This is a genomic window from Sphaerisporangium corydalis, from assembly GCF_025506355.1.
Taxonomy (GTDB): Bacteria; Actinomycetota; Actinomycetes; order Streptosporangiales; family Streptosporangiaceae; genus Sphaerisporangium; species Sphaerisporangium corydalis.
The window spans coordinates 133,101-151,628 of record NZ_JANZYP010000004.1 but is presented as its reverse complement, the minus strand read 5'-3'; the positions used below and the strand labels follow the sequence as shown (position 1 = coordinate 151,628).

At 69.6% G+C, this 18,528-nt stretch carries 10 protein-coding genes; 4 read left to right on the top strand and 6 right to left on the bottom strand.

Annotated elements, in window-relative coordinates; genetic code table 11:
- The first annotated feature begins 364 nt into the window (after nucleotides 1–364).
- Both NYZ98_RS04755 and NYZ98_RS04750 read left to right on the top strand, forming a co-directional pair.
- Nucleotides 365–1,573 carry a S8 family peptidase gene (locus tag NYZ98_RS04755; protein WP_262841232.1) on the top strand — a complete coding sequence of 403 codons (1,209 nt, stop codon included), beginning with the start codon at nucleotides 365–367 and terminating at the stop codon, nucleotides 1,571–1,573.
- Nucleotides 1,574–1,661: 88 nt separating this feature from the next.
- On the top strand, nucleotides 1,662–2,627 hold the full coding sequence (locus NYZ98_RS04750) for a class I SAM-dependent methyltransferase (RefSeq protein WP_262841231.1): 966 nt from the start codon (nucleotides 1,662–1,664) through the stop codon (nucleotides 2,625–2,627).
- A gap of 86 nt (nucleotides 2,628–2,713) precedes the next feature.
- On the opposite strand, the gene NYZ98_RS04745 is transcribed toward NYZ98_RS04750, so the two are convergent.
- From NYZ98_RS04745 to NYZ98_RS04730, 4 genes are all read right to left on the bottom strand, one after another.
- A complete protein-coding gene (locus tag NYZ98_RS04745; protein ID WP_262841230.1) occupies nucleotides 2,714–5,425 on the bottom strand; it encodes an MXAN_6230/SCO0854 family RING domain-containing protein in 2,712 nt (903 codons plus the stop codon).
- Nucleotides 5,426–5,590: 165 nt separating this feature from the next.
- A complete protein-coding gene (locus NYZ98_RS04740; protein WP_262841229.1) occupies nucleotides 5,591–5,881 on the bottom strand; it encodes a type II toxin-antitoxin system RelE family toxin in 291 nt (96 codons plus the stop codon).
- Nucleotides 5,878–6,171, bottom strand: a complete 294-nt coding sequence (locus NYZ98_RS04735) for a type II toxin-antitoxin system Phd/YefM family antitoxin (RefSeq protein WP_262841228.1) — start codon at nucleotides 6,169–6,171, stop codon at nucleotides 5,878–5,880. Before NYZ98_RS04735 ends, NYZ98_RS04740 begins: the two co-directional genes overlap by 4 nt.
- Nucleotides 6,172–6,270: 99 nt before the next feature.
- Nucleotides 6,271–6,567 (bottom strand): hypothetical protein, encoded by a 297-nt coding sequence (locus NYZ98_RS04730; protein ID WP_262841227.1) that lies wholly within the window; start codon nucleotides 6,565–6,567, stop codon nucleotides 6,271–6,273.
- 180 nt (nucleotides 6,568–6,747) lie between these two features.
- Between NYZ98_RS04730 and NYZ98_RS04725 the strand changes: the two genes are divergently transcribed.
- Nucleotides 6,748–7,653: a helix-turn-helix domain-containing protein gene (locus NYZ98_RS04725; protein ID WP_262841226.1), complete on the top strand. Its 906-nt coding sequence runs from the start codon at nucleotides 6,748–6,750 to the stop codon at nucleotides 7,651–7,653.
- A gap of 19 nt (nucleotides 7,654–7,672) precedes the next feature.
- Nucleotides 7,673–7,900 (top strand): DUF397 domain-containing protein, encoded by a 228-nt coding sequence (locus NYZ98_RS04720; RefSeq protein WP_262841225.1) that lies wholly within the window; start codon nucleotides 7,673–7,675, stop codon nucleotides 7,898–7,900.
- Between the two features lie 133 nt (nucleotides 7,901–8,033).
- Here the strand turns inward: NYZ98_RS04720 and NYZ98_RS04715 are convergent, their stop codons facing one another.
- Together NYZ98_RS04715 and NYZ98_RS04710 are read right to left on the bottom strand one after the other, a co-directional pair.
- Nucleotides 8,034–14,915 carry a polymorphic toxin-type HINT domain-containing protein gene (locus NYZ98_RS04715; RefSeq protein WP_262841224.1) on the bottom strand — a complete coding sequence of 2,294 codons (6,882 nt, stop codon included), beginning with the start codon at nucleotides 14,913–14,915 and terminating at the stop codon, nucleotides 8,034–8,036.
- Between the two features lie 98 nt (nucleotides 14,916–15,013).
- Entirely contained in the window at nucleotides 15,014–18,361 is a 3,348-nt protein-coding gene (locus NYZ98_RS04710) for a LamG-like jellyroll fold domain-containing protein (RefSeq protein ID WP_262841223.1), read from the bottom strand.
- Nucleotides 18,362–18,528 lie beyond the last annotated feature (167 nt).

The window sequence follows — 18,528 nt, the reverse complement described above, 5'->3', positions numbered from 1 at the left end:
AGGCCTACCGGCCCTGCCGACCAACCCGACCTCGGCCACCCCCTGTTGTTCGCGTCGTCGTGTACGGCCTTGAGACTTCTGCGTTGAGTGATTGCGTGTCCATGAATGCGATCTTCTTTAGGAACGATCCGGCTGGCGTCGCTTCTTGAAGACCGTGAGGGATGCGGGGGTGGTTGATCATGTCGGTCCTCTCGAACGGGTGTCCGACATAGGTGATCTTGACCAGGGTGAGTCCATGTCGTGAGAGGCCAGTGCCGACTACTCGCTGTAGCTGATCGTTATCGTTGTGGTCGGGCCGATCGTGAGATGGCGGCCGGGGGATGGAGTGGCCGCGATGAGGACGCGTCAGGCAGGAGTCATCCGCGTGAGCACAGGGAGCGTGCTACGCGGATTGGCGGGGTTGTCGTTCCTGCTCGGCATTTTGGTGATGTTCCCGGCTGAGGCGGCACCGTACCGTGGGATGGTCGAGGTGACGAGGGCCCCCGCCGCCTCGGCCATAGCCGGTCAGTACATCGTGCGGCTCAAACCGGGCGTGGGCACCTCGGACGTGATCGTTCCTTTAGGCGTCACCCCCTTGTACAGCTATCAGCTCGTGGCGAGCGGTTTCGCGGTGCGGCTGACGCCTGCCGAGCTGACCAAGGTGCGTCTCAGTCCTCAGGTCATCGCGATCGAGGAGGACGCGCTCGCTGAGGCTTTCGATCCGCAAGAGGGGATGGCGGGGTCGTCGGGCAGTCCGCCTCCGGCGGTCCCTGACTACTCGTGGGGTCTGGATCGCCTCAACCAGCGTCGTCTGCCGCTCGACCACGTCTTCAAGCCTGCACACCATGGAACCGGGGTGACCGCGTACATCCTCGACAGTGGCATCGAGGCGGGTCACAGCGAGTTCACCGGTCGCATCGTTCCTGGCTACAGCGTCATCCAGGACGGTAAGGGCACAGCCGACTGTCTGGGGCATGGCACTCAGGTGGCCGGCATCGTGGGCGGCACGACCTGGGGTGTGGCCACCGGCGTCAAGCTCGTTCCGGTCCGCGTCCTTGGCTGTGATGGGTCCGGGACCTACTCGGGGATCATCGCCGGGCTTGATTGGATCGCGGCGAATGCCGTCAAACCGGCGGTCGCCAACCTCTCGTTCGGCGGCTCGAAGTCCGCCGCGACCAACGCTGCGGTCACCGAGCTGGCCGACGCCGGGGTCTTTGTGGCTGCGGCGGCCGGGAACAGCCGCGCCGACGCTTGCAACGTGTCTCCGGCGGGCGCCCCTCGGGTGCTGGCGGTCGGTGCCACAACCTACCGGGACGCGCTGGCCTCGTTCAGTAACGTCGGCCCCTGCGTCGACATGCTCGCGCCGGGTTACGCGGTCGTCTCGGCCCGGAAAGGGGGCGGCGGCAAGATCGGCGACGGGACTTCCTTCGCTGCTCCCTATGCCACTGGGATCGCCGCACTGTACAAGGAGAAGTACGGCGACAAGCCGGTGGCCACCATCGTGAAATGGATGATCGATGAGGCGGAGACGGACGTCTTGACCGGTGTCCCCGCGACCACTCACAACAGGTTGCTGTCCATCGACGGGCTCTAGCCATTATGCGCTCTAGACCGTTAACCGGGAATACGGCGCCTCGTACGGTGGCCGGGGAGGGGGAGGTCGCCGGGGCTACATTGAAGGCATGGGGAACGAGAAGCTTCACCTCACCAAGGAGACTCGCCTCACCAAGGAGAAGGAGACCCTCCTCATCACCCTGTACGGCCGCGCCGTGCACAGCCGCTCGGAGGACCCGGTCCTGCGGGACCCGCTCGCCGAGCAGGCGGTCGAGCGCCTCGACTACGACTTCCACAAGCTCAAGATGCGCTCCACCGATGCCCTGGGCGTGGCCATCCGGGCCAAGACCCTGGACACCATCACCGCCGCCCACCTACCCCCGACCCCGGACGCGACGGCCCCCCACTCCGACACGGCCCCGGAAACGACCACCCAACTCGACACGGCGGCCCCGAAAACGACGGCCGCCCGCATCGACAAGGCCCCAGACCCGACGGCCGCCCATCTCGACACGGCCACGGGCACGACCGTCGTTCACCTGGCCTGTGGCCTGGACACCCGCGTCTACCGCCTCGACCCGCCGCCGACCGTGCGATGGTTCGACGTCGACTTCCCCGAGATCATCGCGCTGCGCGAGCGCCTGTTCCCGCCCCGCCCCGGCTACACGATGATCGGGCTGCCCGCCACCGACCCGGGCTGGATGGAACCGGTCCCCGCTGACGGCCCCGTCCTGGTCGTCGCCGAGGGCCTGATGATGTACCTCACCCCGGGCGAGGTCGACGCCCTGCTGCGCGGGATCACCGGCCGGTTCCCCTCCGGCGACATCGTCTTCGACGCCATCAGCCACCTCGCCGTGAAACTGAGCCGCTTCCAGCCGCAGCTCAGGGCCACCGGCGCCACACTCCACTGGGGCCTGGACGACCCCGCCGAACTCACCGCCGCCAACCCCCGCCTCCACCTGGTCTCAGAGCTCTTCTTCTCCGACGTCCCCGAGGTGGAACGCTTCCCCGCCGGCTACCGCGCCGCCCTCGCCGTGATGAACCGCTTCTACTTCCTCCGCAGAATCGGCCGCATCCTCCACTACCGCTTCTGAACCCTCCGCAACCGGGTGATCCGCCCGCAACCGCGTGATCCGCGACGATCGCCCCTGGAGCAGGACGGTCGCCTACTTGGCCTCGACTACCGCTTCTGAACCTCGACCGCGCCGGCGGTCGACCCCGCCGAGGAGAGCACCTCACCGCCCCCGACCTCCTCGGGTTCCACGGCCAGGCCGCTGAGCAGGTCGGCGGCGTCCAGCAGTCGCAGGCCGGTGCCCTCCAGCCGGTCCGGGTACAGCGCGTAGACCTCGGCCCCGGGCGCGAGCGCCACGTCCCCGTCGATCACCGCCGCCAGAGAGGCCGCGCCCACCGGGCCGTCCACGGTGCCGTCGGGATCGCGCGCCGCCATCAGCCGGGAGGCGAACGCCCACGCGTCCTCACCGGCGCGCCTCGCGTAGCGCAGGGGCGCGCCGTCGCCCCGCCGTACGAGAACCTCCCCGGCGCGGGCGGCGGCGTGCCAGCAGGCCACCTCCCACAGGGTGACGCGCTCGCCCAGGCCGTAGAAGTCCTCCAGCGCCGACCCGAGCCGGGCGAGCTGTGCGGCGTACCCGTCGACGTCGTGGCCCCGGCCCCTGGTGCTCAGGTTGAGGTCGGCCCAGCGCATGGTCCGCGACCACAGGTCGGCCACCAGGGGGACCAGGGTCTTGGCCGGTCCGGCCAGGTCGAAGCGCTGGCGGACCGCGAGCGGGTCGAACAGGCCCGCGGGGCTCTCCATGAACCCGGCGAACCCGCGGACGAGCTGGTCGAACGGAACGTCGTCGAAGCTGAACACGACCGGCATGACGTACCGGCCGCCCAGCTCGCGCAGGGCACGCACGTCGAGGTCGACGAACTCCGACGACCCGAGCGGCCCGGGGGCCGACGTCAGGTCGCCGGAGTGCACCGCCGCGTCGCCGCCAATGCGCAGGCTGGTGTAGTCGCACAGCCCGACGAACTCCCACCGCTCGTCGTACACCGCAACCGACAGGTCGAGGTCGACGCGGGTGCCCTCGGGCTCGGTCCAGTGCAGGAACAGCCGGATCCGCTCCCCGCGCGGGATCGGCTGCAGGCCGCCGCGCGCGATCCGTACCAGGGCCGAGGTGGCGCTCCGCTCGGACGCCGGGGCGATGAGGTCGGTGAGCCCCTCGTCCAGCACGACCCTGTCCAGCGGCGGCAGCGTGCCGGCGCGCCGCAGCATCTCACGGGTGAGCACGTCCGCGACGTCACCGACCAGCCGGGCGGGCAGCTCGGGCCGGGAGTCGGGCTGCGCCCAGAACAGGGCACCGCCGCGCGGCTGGAACAACCGGGTGCCACCCGATGGCGTCCGCACCTGCCCGAGCGTGGCCACCACCACCCCGGGCGCCACCTTCCGTACCGCCTCCTCCAGCACGGCCAGAAGCGAACCCGCCCCGACGACGTCCCGTACGGGGACACCAGGCGCGAGGGCGCCCTGCTCGCTCGCCCTCGTGGAACCTGATGGCTGGACCAGCCGTAGCAGGTGGGACAGGCGCCGCAGCAGCTCGCCGGGGCGTCGCGCCAGCAGGGCGAGGGCCGTCGCGAGGTCGCCGTCCCGCAGGGCGTTCTCGACCTGGGCGGCGAACGTGACGGTCCGCAGCCGGCGGCCGTCGACCCGCAGGACGCCGGGGTGGCGGGCGGCCTGGGAGAGCATGGCCCGCCCGAAGGGGGTCTCCGCGTCCAGCCGCGTCCCCCGCAGGACCGCGAACGCCAGCGCCGCGCCGGGGAACCGCAGGTGGTGCTCGTGCGGGTGCAGGACCTCGGCCATACGGGTCCACGGCCCTGTGTAGCGGAGCACGTCCTCGGTCAGGCGTGCCATGGGCATCGCGTCCAGCCGGCCGAGAAGGGCACGCCGCAGGCCGCGGGGGAGCGTCGTACGGCGCGGCGGAGGAGTGCGCAAACCCGGGTCGCCGCCCATCAGCGCGTACAGCAGGCGCAGCACGTCGGTCGCGGTGTCGGTGTGCCGGGCGAGCAGGTCATCGGCATCGCCGTCCGCGATCAGCGCCGCCAGGACGGTCGCCCGGGTCTCCCGGAGCGGGATGGTCTCGGGCAGCCACCCGCCCGAGGCGGGCCGGTTCCGCTCGACGAGCGTCATGACGTCGGCCCGGTCCTCCGCCGACAGGGGGGTCTGCCGGGCGAGCAGGCCCTCCAGCAGGTCACGGGACGCCGCCTCCGCGTCCTCGCACAACCCCAGCACGGTCAGTTGCGTCCGGGGAGCCCGTGCGGTGGTGGCCTCGGCCACCGGATCGTCCGCCGGGCGCAGGAAGGGGTCGTCCGGGTCGACGCGGCGGTGGCAGATCGGGCAGGCGCTGAAGACGGCGCCGTCCCAGCAGGTCCGGCAGACCAGGTGCGCGCACGGCGCGACGGGGTGCACGGTGCCGGCCGTCCCGCACAGCACGCACGGCCGCTCCGACTCCTGGAGCAGAAGCGTGAATACGCGCCGGACGTAGAACTCGGCGGTGTCCGTTGGCACGCTTCTCGGGAAGTCACGAAACAGCGGGACATGCTGGACGTCCGCCCCCAGCTCGGCCAGGATCGCGCGCACGAGATGGTGCCCCACCCTGCTCAGCTCGGTGGCATCGGTACCGGCCAGCCATTGGTGCAGCTCGGCGGACAGCAGGAACCCGGCCTGCAACAGCTCCGCCTCCAGCGCCACCACGCCCGAGCCCACCGCGGGCTTCAACACGGCCCCCCGATGCGGCCGTCCCCCGGTCGTCTCCGCCGAGAACGGCTCAGCCGCGATCACCCCGGCCGCCACCCGCCGCCGCCTCCGCAACAGCACCTCGGCCACCGGATCCACGGCCACCCCCTCCCGCAGGACATGACGAAGGGGCGGAGAGCGGACGCGCTAGAGCCATTTGAAAGATGAAGAAGGAAGCACGTCCAAGAGCCGCCCCTTACCCCCCAAACCTATCCCTCTCCACCCACTCCCGCCCTCCAGTTCCCGCCATGCGCACTCCCACGCTCAGTGAGTGCGGTAGACGTCGGAGCGATGGTCGACCCGCAGGACGTGAACGATCCGGCTGTCCTCGTCGACGCGGTAGACGACCCGGTAGGCGCCACGCCTGGCGGAGTGGTAGTCGCTCAGCTCCCGAGTGAGCGGCTTGCCGACTCGCTGGGGGTTGTCCAGCAGCGGTCCCGTCAAGAATTCGCTCACCGCCGTCGCCACCGCCAGAGGGAGCCCCCGTGGGGGACCTTCGACCAGGACGCGGCGCGCCGAACGGGCCAGCGACAAAGCGTACGCTTCGTCGCTCACATGTCCGCCTGGTCAATGCGCGCCCGCTCGGCCATCAAGCGGCGCAGCTCATCGGCGCCGGTCGCCTCACCACGGGCGATCTCGCTCTCCGCCTCGTGTATCTCTTCGAGCGCCCCCGGAGTGGACAGCAGGTCCAAGGTCTCCTCCAGCGCGTTCAGATCGGACACCGACATGATGACCGCCTCCGGGCGGCCGTTACGCGTGATCACGACCCGCTCGTGCGTGTCGCGAACCTCATCCAGCACCGCGGACAGCCGCGCCTTGGCATCAGCCAACGGAATCGTCGTCATGACCAGAATTATAGTCACCAATCCATGGGAACGTTCAGCAGGCGCTGGTGATCGGAACCGGCCGTGGCCGGGGCGCGGGCCCGGCTTTGACCGTCGGCGTCAGCGGCCGGCGCTGGGATCGAGCCAGACCAGGTCCAGCCCGAGCCGGTCCGCCGCCCGATCGATACTCGACCAGCACCCGTGCGGCCGCCCCTTCACGGTGATCGTCGCCGCCGCACCCCCAGGCAACTGCACCCCGTACAACTCCACGCCCCCCTCGTCCCCGCACTCCTCATCCGCATACCGCAACAACGCGAACAACCGGGCCTGACTCTCCATCCGCGACCAGGGCCCGTTCGTGTACTCCCCGTCGCCGTGATGGACAGTCGGCACGCTGGAATCGGTTCGCTGATCCATCGAATCACTCCTTTCTCTGGTATTCATCGGCAAAGGGCCAGTCAATGGACAAATTACCCACCCCGGCCCTTATTCATACCTTTGTGAGTTCGCGCCATCGCACTGCGTAATGGAGCCCTCAGCAGTAGAGTGACAGCTGTTCGACCGCTGCGCAATATTGAGCGAAAACTGAATTGAGAAATGGCTGCAATCGGCCAAATCATCCATTTTGAGGATCAACAGGGAGAGCGCGTGGCACCGAGGAAAGGCCCGACACTTCGTGCCCAATGGCTCGGCAAGCAACTTCGCGAGCTACGAGAAGCCGCCAAGCTGACGCTCCGGGAGGCGGGGGACCACGTCCAACGCGACCAGGCGGCGCTCAGCCGATGGGAGCAGGGCCTCACCCCGGCGCGGGTACCCGATGTGCTGGCGCTGCTCAACCTCTACGGAGTCGACGACCCCGACGTCCGCGACGGCCTGGAACGGCTCAGCCGCGACATCTGGCAGAAAGGCTGGTGGGACGACTATGCCGGAGAGACCTCGGGAAAGGTCATCGATCACGCCTGGCTGGAATCGCGTGCCGAGACATTGCGCTCGTTCGACGTGCTGGTGATCCCTGGTCTCCTTCAGACAGCCGAGTACGCGGAAGCCGTGATCAGGGCGGCTGACCCGGAAGCGGACCCGGCCTACGTCGCGCGCTGGGTGCGATTTCGCATGATCCGTCAGCAGGTGCTCACCAGAGAGGAACCCATGCGATTCGCCGCCATATTGGACGAGGCCTTGTTGTGCCGCGTCGTCGGTGGCGCGCCGGTGATGCGTACGCAACTCCAGCACCTCGTCCACCTCGGGGCGCGGCCGAATATCGCCATTCGGGTGCTGCCCTTCAGCGCCGGAGCCCACGCCAGCCCACGTGGACCGTTCATGATCTTTGGCATGGCGGTCCCATATTCGGACATAGCGTTCACGGAGACGCGTGCCGGTTGTATTTATGTCGAGTCTGACCGGGTTGGAAATTTCGCTCAAGCGTACGACTATCTGCACAAGGCAGCACTGACTCCAGAAGAGTCAGCGGCACTCATCGCCGCCACGGCTGACCGCATGGCTTGATCGAGAGGGAGACGCTCCCATGGCCGCACCTGAGGAACTGGCAAGTGTCGCCTGGCACATCAGCACCTACAGCCCCAACGGGGACGCCGAATGCGTCGAAGCAGGACCCTTGACCGACGGCACCGGCCGCGTCGCCGTACGCCACAGCCACCACCCCGACCGCGAAGTGATCGTCTACACCCGCACCGAATGGCAAGCCTTCATCACCGGCGCCAAATCCGGCGAATTCAACTTCTCAGCCGACTGACAGCCACGACCGGGTCGAACCGATCATGGCCGCCTCTGGCTACAAGTTGCTCTGGACAAGCTGGACTCGCGCTTCTGACCGCCCGTTACGCGAGGTTACGACACGTTCGCGAGCACCGTGAGCAACTTCCAACTCAGCCGCCGGCGCCGAAGAACATCCCTAGAAGGGAATGCACCATGTCGACGGCGTGTGTCTGGTCGATCTTTTCAATGGCCCTGGCTCCTTGGATGGCGTTTTCACCTAGGCGCGTTCTGACGTGATCCTCTGTGAGTTCATCCAAAGTTTCGTGCCGGACCACGGAATCGTCTGATAGGACTCCCTTTGGCAGTCGCTTCCCGAGAAAACGATTGGCCGCCTTGATACCCGCCGGCACTAACCGGCCGTTCGTAGACACGGTGATTCTTGGTCCCTTGGGCAGTCCCCAGTTAACAGGACAGTTATGGACCAGTACCGATGTGTCCGCCGCCGCAACGTAAAAGGTCTGGACTTTGTCGACCGTGATGTCGTACACGACTGGATGGTCCTGCCGGAGGGAGGCAGCTACGACGGGCAAAGGCTTACCGTCGGGGTTTCGGAGGCGGTCGGTGGTGGTCAGTTCGTCGGCGCGGACCCAGGTATGGTCCTTGGCGTCCCAGAAGAGGTGGTGTTCGGTCGTGAGGATGGTGCCGGCGGCGTTGCCCTTCTTGCCGTCGGCGTCGACGGTGACCTGGACGAGGGTGAGGTAGCTGAGACCGGAGTAGGTGGCGAGGACGGCCTTGGCTGTGGTCTCGCCGGTCAGGGGGTCGGTGGCGAGGACCTCTTCGCCGATCTTGATCTTCTCGATCGGCTTGAGTGTGCCGTCGGCCATCTTGACCTTGGTGCCGGCGACGAAGCTGTTGCAGCCGCCGCCGGACCCTCCGGACTCGGCGCGGGGGTTTTCGCCCCCCTTGCCTGCCGCTTTGCCGGCGCCCTTGGCCGCTGCTCCTTCCGCGCCTTCGGAGGCTGCGGCGCCGCCCTTGCCGATGGCGGATTTGGCCTTGCCTGCGGCTTTTCCGATGGCGCCGGCGACGACCTTGCCGGCGGCTGTGGTGGCGACCCTGCCGACGACGGCGGCGGCTGCCTTGCCGAGGGCGCCGCCTGCCACGTTGATCACGGCTCCGACCGTGGCGGTCTTCACCATCCCGCCGAGGCTCCACTGGTCCGGGGGCTTGGTGACCATGTACTCGGCCAGGTTCCCGGCGGCGCCGCCGGCCGCGAGGCAGCCGACGCTGCCCGCGCCGCCGGTGGCCGCCTCGCAGCCGACGGTCACGACGATCGCGACCGTGATGTTGACGATGATGCCCTTGTGGTCGTGCCAGACCTGCTTGGCCTTGCACCCGAAGTCCCAGGTGCCGCAGTGCGGCTTGGGGTGCGTCGCGGGCGGGATGTGGTGGATGTAGTGGCCGCCGCCGACGGAGATGCCGGACATGGCGCCGATGATCCCGGTGTCCTTCGGGTTCGGGATCGGGACGTAGCCACCGCTGTCCCTGAGCAGGCCGCTCGGGTCGGAGGTGGTGACCGGGTTGTTGCCGGAGTAGGCGTAGCCGTTCCAGCTTTGCGGGTCGGTGTTGTCGAAGACGGGGTCGACGGAGATGAAGCGGCCGGTTTCGGCGTCGTATTCGCGGGCGCCGAGGTGGGTGAGGGCGGTGCTGGTGTCGATGGTGCCGCCGACGAAGCCGCGTTCGCCCGGCCAGTACGCGGGTTGGACGCCGCGCATCTGCCCGAACGGGGTGAAACGCCTGCGGTCGGATGTCTGGGCGGCGTTGTCGGTGATCGAGGTGTCGGCGCTGCCGTGGTTGTCGGCGCCGAGCCAGGTCACGCCCTGGTTGGTCCGGCAGGCCACGACCTGGTCGCCGTGGGTGTAGTACCTGGTAGCGGTCTTGGCGCCGGTGGTCGTGTCGAGTCGGACCTCCATCCCCGCGACGTAGAGGGTCGTCGAGGTGGGGTCGCGGCGGATGAGCCGCTCGCCGCCGGCGTCGTAGAGGTAGGTGCTGACGCCGGAGGGGTCGGTGGATTTGGCGAGGTGGCCTTCGACGTCCCATTCCAGGACGCGGCCGTCTCCGCGTTCGGTGGTGTTGCCGGTTTGGTCGTAGTCGTAGGTGTCGGTCTGGCCGTTGCGCGGGCCGCCTTGGTAGGCGACGGAGGTCAGGGTGTGCGGCTGGGGGTTGCCGGCACCGGCGTAGGTGAAGGTCTTGGTGACGTCGCCGGTCGTGGCGTGGTCGATTTCCTTGGTGCGGTTGCCGACCACGTCGTAGGAGAAGGACTGCCAGTACGGCGCGGGACCGCCGACGATCGCCTGCGAAGGGGTACTCGCCGCACAGCCGTCAGTGGCGGTCCAGGCCTCGGACAGGCGCTGCAGATAGTCCTGCTTGAAGCACTGCACGTCGGCGCTCTGACCGGAGGGGGTGTCGGCGATCTTGTTGATGTTGCCGGAGGCGTCGTAGCTGTAGTTGGCGTCGGAGATCGAGATCGGGGCCGTCTCGCGCTCGAACAGGGAGCGGGTGAGCCGGTTGGTGCCCTCTTCGTAGTAGTTGGTCTCCTTGACCCGCTTGCCGCCGGTGGACATGGTCATGTCGAGGAGCTGGCCGAGCTTGGAGTAGGTCGTGGAGGTGACGTAGTTGGTCAGGCCGCGGGTGGTGGTGGGATTGCCGAGCTCGTCGTAGTCGTACAGCATCGTCTCGCCGAGCAGGCCTCCGGCGGCGGGCAGCACGGTGCGGTGGACGGTGCCGTCGAGGTTGTAGTCGGTGGTGGTGCTGTAGGTGCCCTGTAGTGCGCCTTCGGCGGCGGGGATGACGGTCTGGGTCCCGGTGGGCCGGTAGGCGTTGTCGTACCCGGTGATCGCACTCGTGTAGGCGTCAGTGCCGCCGGTGGCGGAGTTCTTGACGTAGCGCGTCGAAGAGGTCGGCTGGCCCTTGACCACCGTGCCGTCGGGCAACGTGTCGTAGGTCCAGGAGGCGAGCTTGACGCCGGTGGCGTCGGTGCCGGCGTATTCGGCGGTCATGCGCCCCAGCACGTCGTAGGTGAAGGCGACGCTCTTGCCGCGCGAGTCGGTGCTCGACAGCAACTCGTCGGTCCGGTCGTCGTAGGCGAGGGTCGCGGTGCCCTTGTCGGGATCGTCGACCTGCTTGACGCGACCCCGCAGGTCGTAGAGGTACCGCCAGACGCTGCCCGCCGCGTCGGTTACCGTCGTGGGCTGCCCGTTCGCGCCGTAGGTGGTCTTGGTCGCGTCGTAGGCGCCGCTGGGCCCGTCGCCCTTGTACTGGCGCACCTCGACGGTACGGCCCCGGGCGTCGGTGATCTTCGTGATCGGCGTGGCGCCCACAGGGGGATCCACGCTGACGCGGTCGCCGCCGTAGGTCGTCGTGGTGCGCCACTGCTCGGTGCCGCGCTTGCGGAAGATCTCCGCGGTGGCCCACTCCATGCCGTCGTAGAGGGTGACGGTCTGCCCGGGGACGTCGTCGTCGCTGGCCGGGGTCCACAGCGTGGTACCCGGGGAGCCCTCGGTGTAGTAGTCGTCATTGGACTTGGCCACCAGGCCGCGCGCGTCGTAGAACGTGTCATTGACCAGTCGTCCGCCGCCGGGGGCGGGCTGCTGGGTCTGCCGCGCCCGCAGTAGCCCGTCGTACAGGGCGTACCCGGTCATGTAGGTGCTGTCGTTGCGCAGGGTCGCGGTGGAGACGGCGGTAGGCCCGTCGGTGCGGATCTGGTAGCCGAACCGCATGTTCGGGGTCGTGGCGTACGTGGCCTTGGCCCGGCCGGGCAACCACACACCGGTGAGCCGGCCGAGCGGGTCGTAGGCCAGGTCGGAGCGCTTGCCGTTGACGTCGATGGCGGCCGTGGCGAGGCCCCACGCGGGCTCGACCTCGGTTCTGGTCACGTGGCCGGCCGGGTTGGTCTCCTGGGTGCCGGTCACCAGCCCCGTGGCCGGGGTGTACGCCGTCGTGGTCGTGCCGCCGGCGGAGTCGGTGACGACCAGCGGCCGGCCGTACGCGTCGAAGGTGGTGCTGCCGAGGGTGACGTACTGCGGGCCGCCGTTCCACGATCCGAGCTTCTCGGTCTTGGTGACGTCACCCTTGGAGGGAGCCGCGCCGAAGGCCTTGCCGTCGTAGTACTTGCGCATGTCGGACAGCACGTCGCCGGGCCGGGACGGTGTCGCCGAGCACGCCTTGCTCACCGTCTCCACCCGCGAGGCGTAGGAGATCATCCATCGGGCGTCGTCGCGGGCGTAGGTGGTGCGGACGCACTGGTCGTCGGCGGCGGTCGACTCGTCGCCGAGGTCGCTGATCTGGGTGATCAGGCCGTCGGTGTTGTAGTCGGTGTCGGACGAGGTGCGCCGCCACCCGCCCGCCGCCAGGGCCGCGCGGCTGCGGACCTTGTCGACCAGGACCATGCTCGCCGTCGCGGTGCCCCAGGAACGCACCCGCTTGCCGGTCTGCCTGACCCAGTAGCCGGTGATCTCTCCCATCTTCTCCGCGCCGCCGGGGCCGTCGTAGTGGATCTGCTCGCGGGTCTGCCCCTGCAGTGCCTCGGCGTCGGCGACCGCCGCCCCCTCCGAGTCGGTCACGGTCACGTGGCGGGTGCCGCCGCCGGACAGTTCGTCGCCGTCCATGCCGCGGAAGTAGGTGAACTCGGCCTGGGATCGCTGCCCGGTGGGGGCGCCGTGCAGCACGCGGACCTTGCCGTAGCCGCGCCACTGTGACCAGGTCTTGTACTTCTCCTTGGTCAGCCCGTCGTCGTCATCGTGGTGCCAGGCGCCGCCGCCGAGGTACTCGTAGGTGTCCACCACGTCCGGTGCCCCGCCGGTGCGGTCGATCTGCTGCACCTGGGTCACGACGTACTTGTGGAACCAGTCGCGGATGGGCTCGGTGGCGCCCTCGGGCGACCAGTACTGCGGGTAGCACCGCCGGGTGTTGGTGTCGGGTTCGGGGGTATTGCCCGCGGTGCAGTCGGCGCCGGAGTAGGTGATGGACAGGGCGCCGCCGGTCTCGTTGTCGATCGCCGAGACGCGCCACTTGGTCAGTGGTGGCCGGCCTTCCAGGGCGTCGACCCGGTTCGGCTTCTGGACGCCCGCGAACCGCACCGGCGGCAGCGTGGCCGACCCGCCGGCCTTGCCGGTGTGCTGGATCGAGGCCAGCCACAGCCCGGCCGCGGTGCCGTCGCCGGGGGCGCGCATCTCCTGGTCGAGGGTCCAGGTGTCGACATCCTTGTAGGTGCTGCCGGAGACGAGCACCTGCGTGGTGACGCCGGTCAGCCGCTTGCGCGTCCAGAACGTGGGGGAGTAGTTGTCCAGGCACTTCTCGCCCGAGTCGCATTTCTGGTCGTACGGGACGTCCGGCCAGTACTTGGCGTTGTCCTTGGTGAACTTGCCCTCGGCGCAGTCGAAGGCGGAGGTGGGGATACAGCGCTCGCCGGTGTCGAAGACGACGCGCGCGGGGGCGGAGGCGGTGTAGACGGTTGTAGAGCGCTGGCCGTAGTCGGCGCGCTTGAGGTAGCCGCCGCGGGTGTAGCGGGTCGGGGTCCCGTTGGGCTCGCCGTTGGTCAGCGTGGTGACGTCACGGCGGTAGTAGTTGCTCTCCGGCGTGTACCAGAACGTGCTGACGGTGCCGTGCGGGTCGACGACGTAGTCCAGGTTCCATCGCCAGGCCTGCTGGCACCACGAGTCGGAGAACCCGCTGTCCTTGTGGCACGGCTCGCCGTCGTTGTTACCGAAGATCGGCACCGTCCAGGTCGACTGCGTCTCGGCCTTGCCGGTGGCCCACCCGGGCAGGTGGTTCAGCCCGAAGTAGTACTGCGTGCCGTCCGGGCTGGTGACCCGCCAGTGCTCGCCGTCGTTGTCCCCGTTGTCGGCGCCGCCGAGCTTCTCGACCTTGGCCCCGTCGTCGTTCTGCGGCTGCCAGGTGCCCGTGGCGTCGTCGCGTACCAGCTCGGTGGCCTGGCCGTTCAGCGACATCGTGGCGTTGTCGTACCGCCAGCACTGATCGCCCCGCTTGGGCGTCACCCCGTCCTCGGCGCACTGCTTGTACCGGCGCTCGATGAACCCGGGGGAGTAGTCGAACCCCTCCCCGATCCACGACGCCTGGTTGTTGCTGGCCACCGTCCGGCCGTCGACGCTCCCCGAGGAGTACGCGAACCCGATGTTCGGCGTCGGCCCGCCCGGGGCCGGTGGCAACCGCAGGGGATAGGACCAGGAGAAGGCCCCGCTCTGGTTGCCCACGTTCCAGGTCGCCGACGGCGAGAGCGAGGTGGCCTCGTACGTGCCCGCCGACCCGGACGGGGCGGCCACGGCGGCCAGCGTCATCGGTGCCGCCGAGGCGAACTCGACATCGGCCGACAACCGGCCGGTCTTGACGTCATTACGCGTCGCGAGTGGCGTCCGGGTCTGACACTCGGCCCTGTCGGGTGTCGTGGCCGCGCACTCCGGCAACCGGACCAGCCGCAACCGCGACCCCCAGTCACCGCCGTAGGCGTACCGGAACCCGGAGTAATCCACCTCGACCGCCATACGCGCCGGCCCGGACGGCGCCGCCTGAGGCGTCAGCCGCAGGCCCAGCCCGGCTATCTCCCAGGTACGCGGATCCAGCGTGGTCACCCGCATGGCGGGCGCTGCCGCGAGCGTGGCGCTGCGGCTGGATCCCGCCCCCTCGACGGGATCCCGGCCGCCCTTCTGGGTCGCTGGGCCCAGCCAGACCGGCAGATCCCCGGCCCGCGCCTTCCCGCTGTCCGCCGCCCCTGTCCTAGCGCCGTCGCCGTCCGTACCCGCCGGGTCCGGGGTCCCGGTCGCCGGCAGCCGGACGAGCGCCGTCCCCGGCGAAGGCCACGTCACCGGCGGTGCGCCGGTCAGGTCGTATTTGGCCCCGGGGTCCGCGATCGGCGCGCGGGCCTTGAGCTCGTGGCCGGGAACAGGACGCTGCTCCTGGGCCGTGTGCCACGCGGGGTCGCCCACCGCTCGGGCGGCCACCGGGCTGATCAGCGTGGCGGGTACCACGACAGCCAGCATTCCGGCGACCTTGACCAGGCCTCGCCAAGAACCGAGCACGGCTTTCCTCCGGGTTCGTCACTGAGGGGGGTGCGGGACATGCCGGGCGAAAGCCGGGTTCAGCTGTCGATCGGGAGGTTCATGGCGAGGTTGAGCACCTGGCGGTCGGTCAGGGTGCCCGCGTAGACGCGGACGTCGTCCACGTCGCCGGCGAAGAAGTCGACGTAGATCCCCTTGTTCCTGACCCGGCCGATCTGCAGGGCGCCGCCCGCGTTCCACACCGCGACGGGCCGGACGTCGGCCAGTTGCCCGTTGACGTACAGGCGCAGTTCCTTGGCCACCTCGTCGTACACCCCGGTCAGCAGGGTCCAGGTGTCGAGCGAGGAACAGCCGACCGTCTCGGCGGACCTGGCGTGCGTCATGGTGAAGGAGTCGGTGTCGTTAGAGGCCGTCGTGAACGACCAGCGGTAGACCGTGGCGCCGTTCTCGGTGAAGGTCCGGTAGCCGAGGTAGAAGCCGCTGTTCCTGACACCGTCCTGCGCGACGGCCGTCAGCGTGTGGGTGGGCATGGCGCAGGTGTCGTCACCGGTCAGGCGCACCCGGGCCGACACCGTGTAGCTGTGGTCGGTGCGCACGGGGGCGGTCGGAGCGGACGCGAAGGCGGTGGTGCCGTTCAGGCGGAGCGCGGCCGTGTCGTTCAGGCCGTCTCCGGTCCAGGTGGCGCCGTCCTTGAGGATGGCGGTCCTGCCGTAGCCCGAGGTGTCCGCGGTGACGGTGCCGGTCCCCTCGTCCAGCGTCCACAGGCCGAGCGCGGCCGGCGGCTGCTTGGCCAGGGCCGCGATCTCGTTGCCGAGCATCGGGTCGTTAACCGTGCGCGGGTCGTCGGACAGGATCCGGTCCCAGGCGGTGACGTCGTCGATGTCGCCGGCGAAGTTCTCGTGGAAGCCGCCCTCCCATTTGGTGCGCCCGATCTGCAGCGGCCCGTTCGCGTCCCACGGCGTGTACGTGAAGGCCGCCGGGGCCGGCTGGAGCGTCCCGTTGACGTACAGCCGGACCTGCTTGGCGGGGGCGTCGTAGACACCGGTCAGATGGGTCCAGACGTTGAGCTGCGGCGCGGCGGCGCTGGTCGCCCGGGCCAGCGCGGTGCCGTCGACGTCGGTGGCGTACTTGCCGAAGATCCACCGGTCGTAGCCGGAGGAGTAGTACAGCTGGAAGCCGGAGTTACGCGCGCCCGCCTGGCTCAGTACCGAGGAGTTGACGGTCTTGCCGGTGAGCCGGACCCATGCCGAGACGGTCAGGCCCTTGTCGGTGCGCACCACCGGCCCGGACGTGGCCCCGTACCCGGTCGTCCCGTCCATCCGCGCCGCGCCCCCGGACCGGCCGCCCACCCAGGAGACGCCCCCGGTCAGGGCCACCGGGTGCGGCGCCGCCGCCGAGTCGGCCGCCGTCGTCCCGCCCGTCTCGTCCAGCCGCCATCGGCCCACCGGGCCGGCGCCCGCCTTGACGTAGAAGCTGTAGACGGCGGGCGTCTTGCCGACGTTGCCGGCCCGGTCGACCGGGAAGACGTACAGGGCGTTGAGCCAGTCGTGGCGCGGTGCGACCGGGACGGTGACGGAGGTCTGCCCGGCGGGGATCGCGACCTGCGTGGCCGGCGTGGCGAGGCTCTGGTCGTCCAGCGCGAACCGGAACGCCGACACGTCGGTCTCGCCGTCGCCCGGCGCGAACGTGAACCCGCCCGCCGAGCCGACGCCGCCCTTCCAGTCGTCGGGGGTGCCCGCGGGGTAGTCGGGCGAGGTCACCTTCGGCAGTTGCGCCGGGTCCACGGTGTCGACCGTGAACTCGCACCAGGCGCTCCACGCGCTGGAGTCGGTGCCGTCGTAGGCCTTCACCCTGTACGAGTACGCCTGCCCGTTGACCAGGCCGGACAGGGTCACGGAGTGGTCGGTCGCCGCTGTCGTGTACTTGTAGGCGGTCTTGCCGTCGCCGGGCATCGTCGTGGTGACGTCGTCCCAGGCGGCTGTCGCGGTGTTGTAGTGATGGAGGACGAACTCGGCGCGCACGCCGTCGTTGGCCTTGTCCGGGTCGTAGATCTTCGCCTTGAGCCTGATCGGGTTCTCGGTGTCGCCCGCGTTGACGGTCGGGCGCCCTGCCCCGGTGACGCAGGGCGTGGCCGGGTAGGTGCTCACGCCCGAGGGCGCCGAGGGCGGCGTGTTGTAGTCGATGACCAGCTTCGGGGCGCTGCTGAACCCCTTCCACCCCCACGTGCCGCTGCCGGTGTCGTCGTAGTCCTTCAGCCCGAACGTGGTGTTCGGCCAGCCCGACTTGGCGGCCTTCACGATGGTGGCCGTGACGTTGAACTCGACGCCCTTGTCGGGGCAGGAGGAGCTGTATCCGGCGTCGGAGGACACGCTGTCCTGCCAGTCCGACCAGGACGGCTGGTGGTTCCACGTCGTGGACGAGGAGATCCCGCTGGTGAGCCACAGCTGCACGGCCTGCGGGTCGGAGGTGCAGCCCCACGACTTGATCTGGTTGATCCGGAACGTCGCCTTGAGCACGTGCTTGCCGTTGACGTTGTTGGAGTCCATCCGGAAGAACGACCGCTTGATCCCGCTTCCGTAGTTCCCGGCCTCCGCCATGTGGCTGGAGTTCCAGTACTCCTGGCTCGGGAACGCGCGGTCCACGTACGTCCAGGCCTGCTTGGAACCGGACCACTGCGGGTCGATGTACACCGGGTAGGTGGTGTCCGGGCCGGTGAGCAGCGCCTGGTCCGGGGTCAGCGTCACCTCGCCGGGCGCGGCCCGGACGCCCATCAGCGCCTGCCGGCCGTCGAGCTTCGGCGCGTCGGTGAGGGGACGGGCCAGGACGGACCCGGACGAGTCCCACATGCGCGGCGCCGGTGAGTGGAACACGGCGGTGCCGTCCCCGGTCACCGCGCTCAGCCCGCCCGCCGGGGTCGCGCGCACAGAGACCCCGGTGCCGCTCGTCCCGAACCGGATCTTCGCCAGCGCCGGGTTCGCGGCGGCCTCCCGCGTCTTCACCACCAGCACCTCGGAGTACCCGAGCACCGAGGCGGTGACCTTCAGGTCGACCCCCGGGAGCACCGACCCGTACGTCGCGGTGTCCCCCTCCAGCACCGGCTTCGGCAACGCGCCCGGCCAGGTCATCGCGACCGAACGGCCCTGGTCGCCGATGGTCGCCAGCGGGGCCGTGCCGCCGCCGGAGAAGGCCAGGTCGAGCACGGTGGCGACCGGCTGGACGGTGCCGTCCGCCGCGAAGCGCAACGTCGTGTCCACGTCGGCCCAGCCGGTGCCGCGTCGTACGCGCTCGGGCAGCGCGGCGGTCTCGGAGGTGCGGCTGCCGTCGGGGTTCGCGAACACCTGGCGGTTCTCGGTGCGCAGCGCCATCACCTCGACCCTGCGGCCCGAGTCCCGGGCCAGCTCGACGGCAGCCGCCTCGGTCCGCTCCACAGGCTCGGGCTGTCCGGCTGTTCCGGCTGTTCCGGCTGTTCCAGCGTTTCCGGCGCTCGCCAGGGCCGCGCCGGGAAGACCCGGCGACGCGAGAAGCAGGGCCGCCGCCGCTACGGCGCGCAGCGCATGACGGGGGATACGGGGACGACGCAACGCGTTCTCCTTCG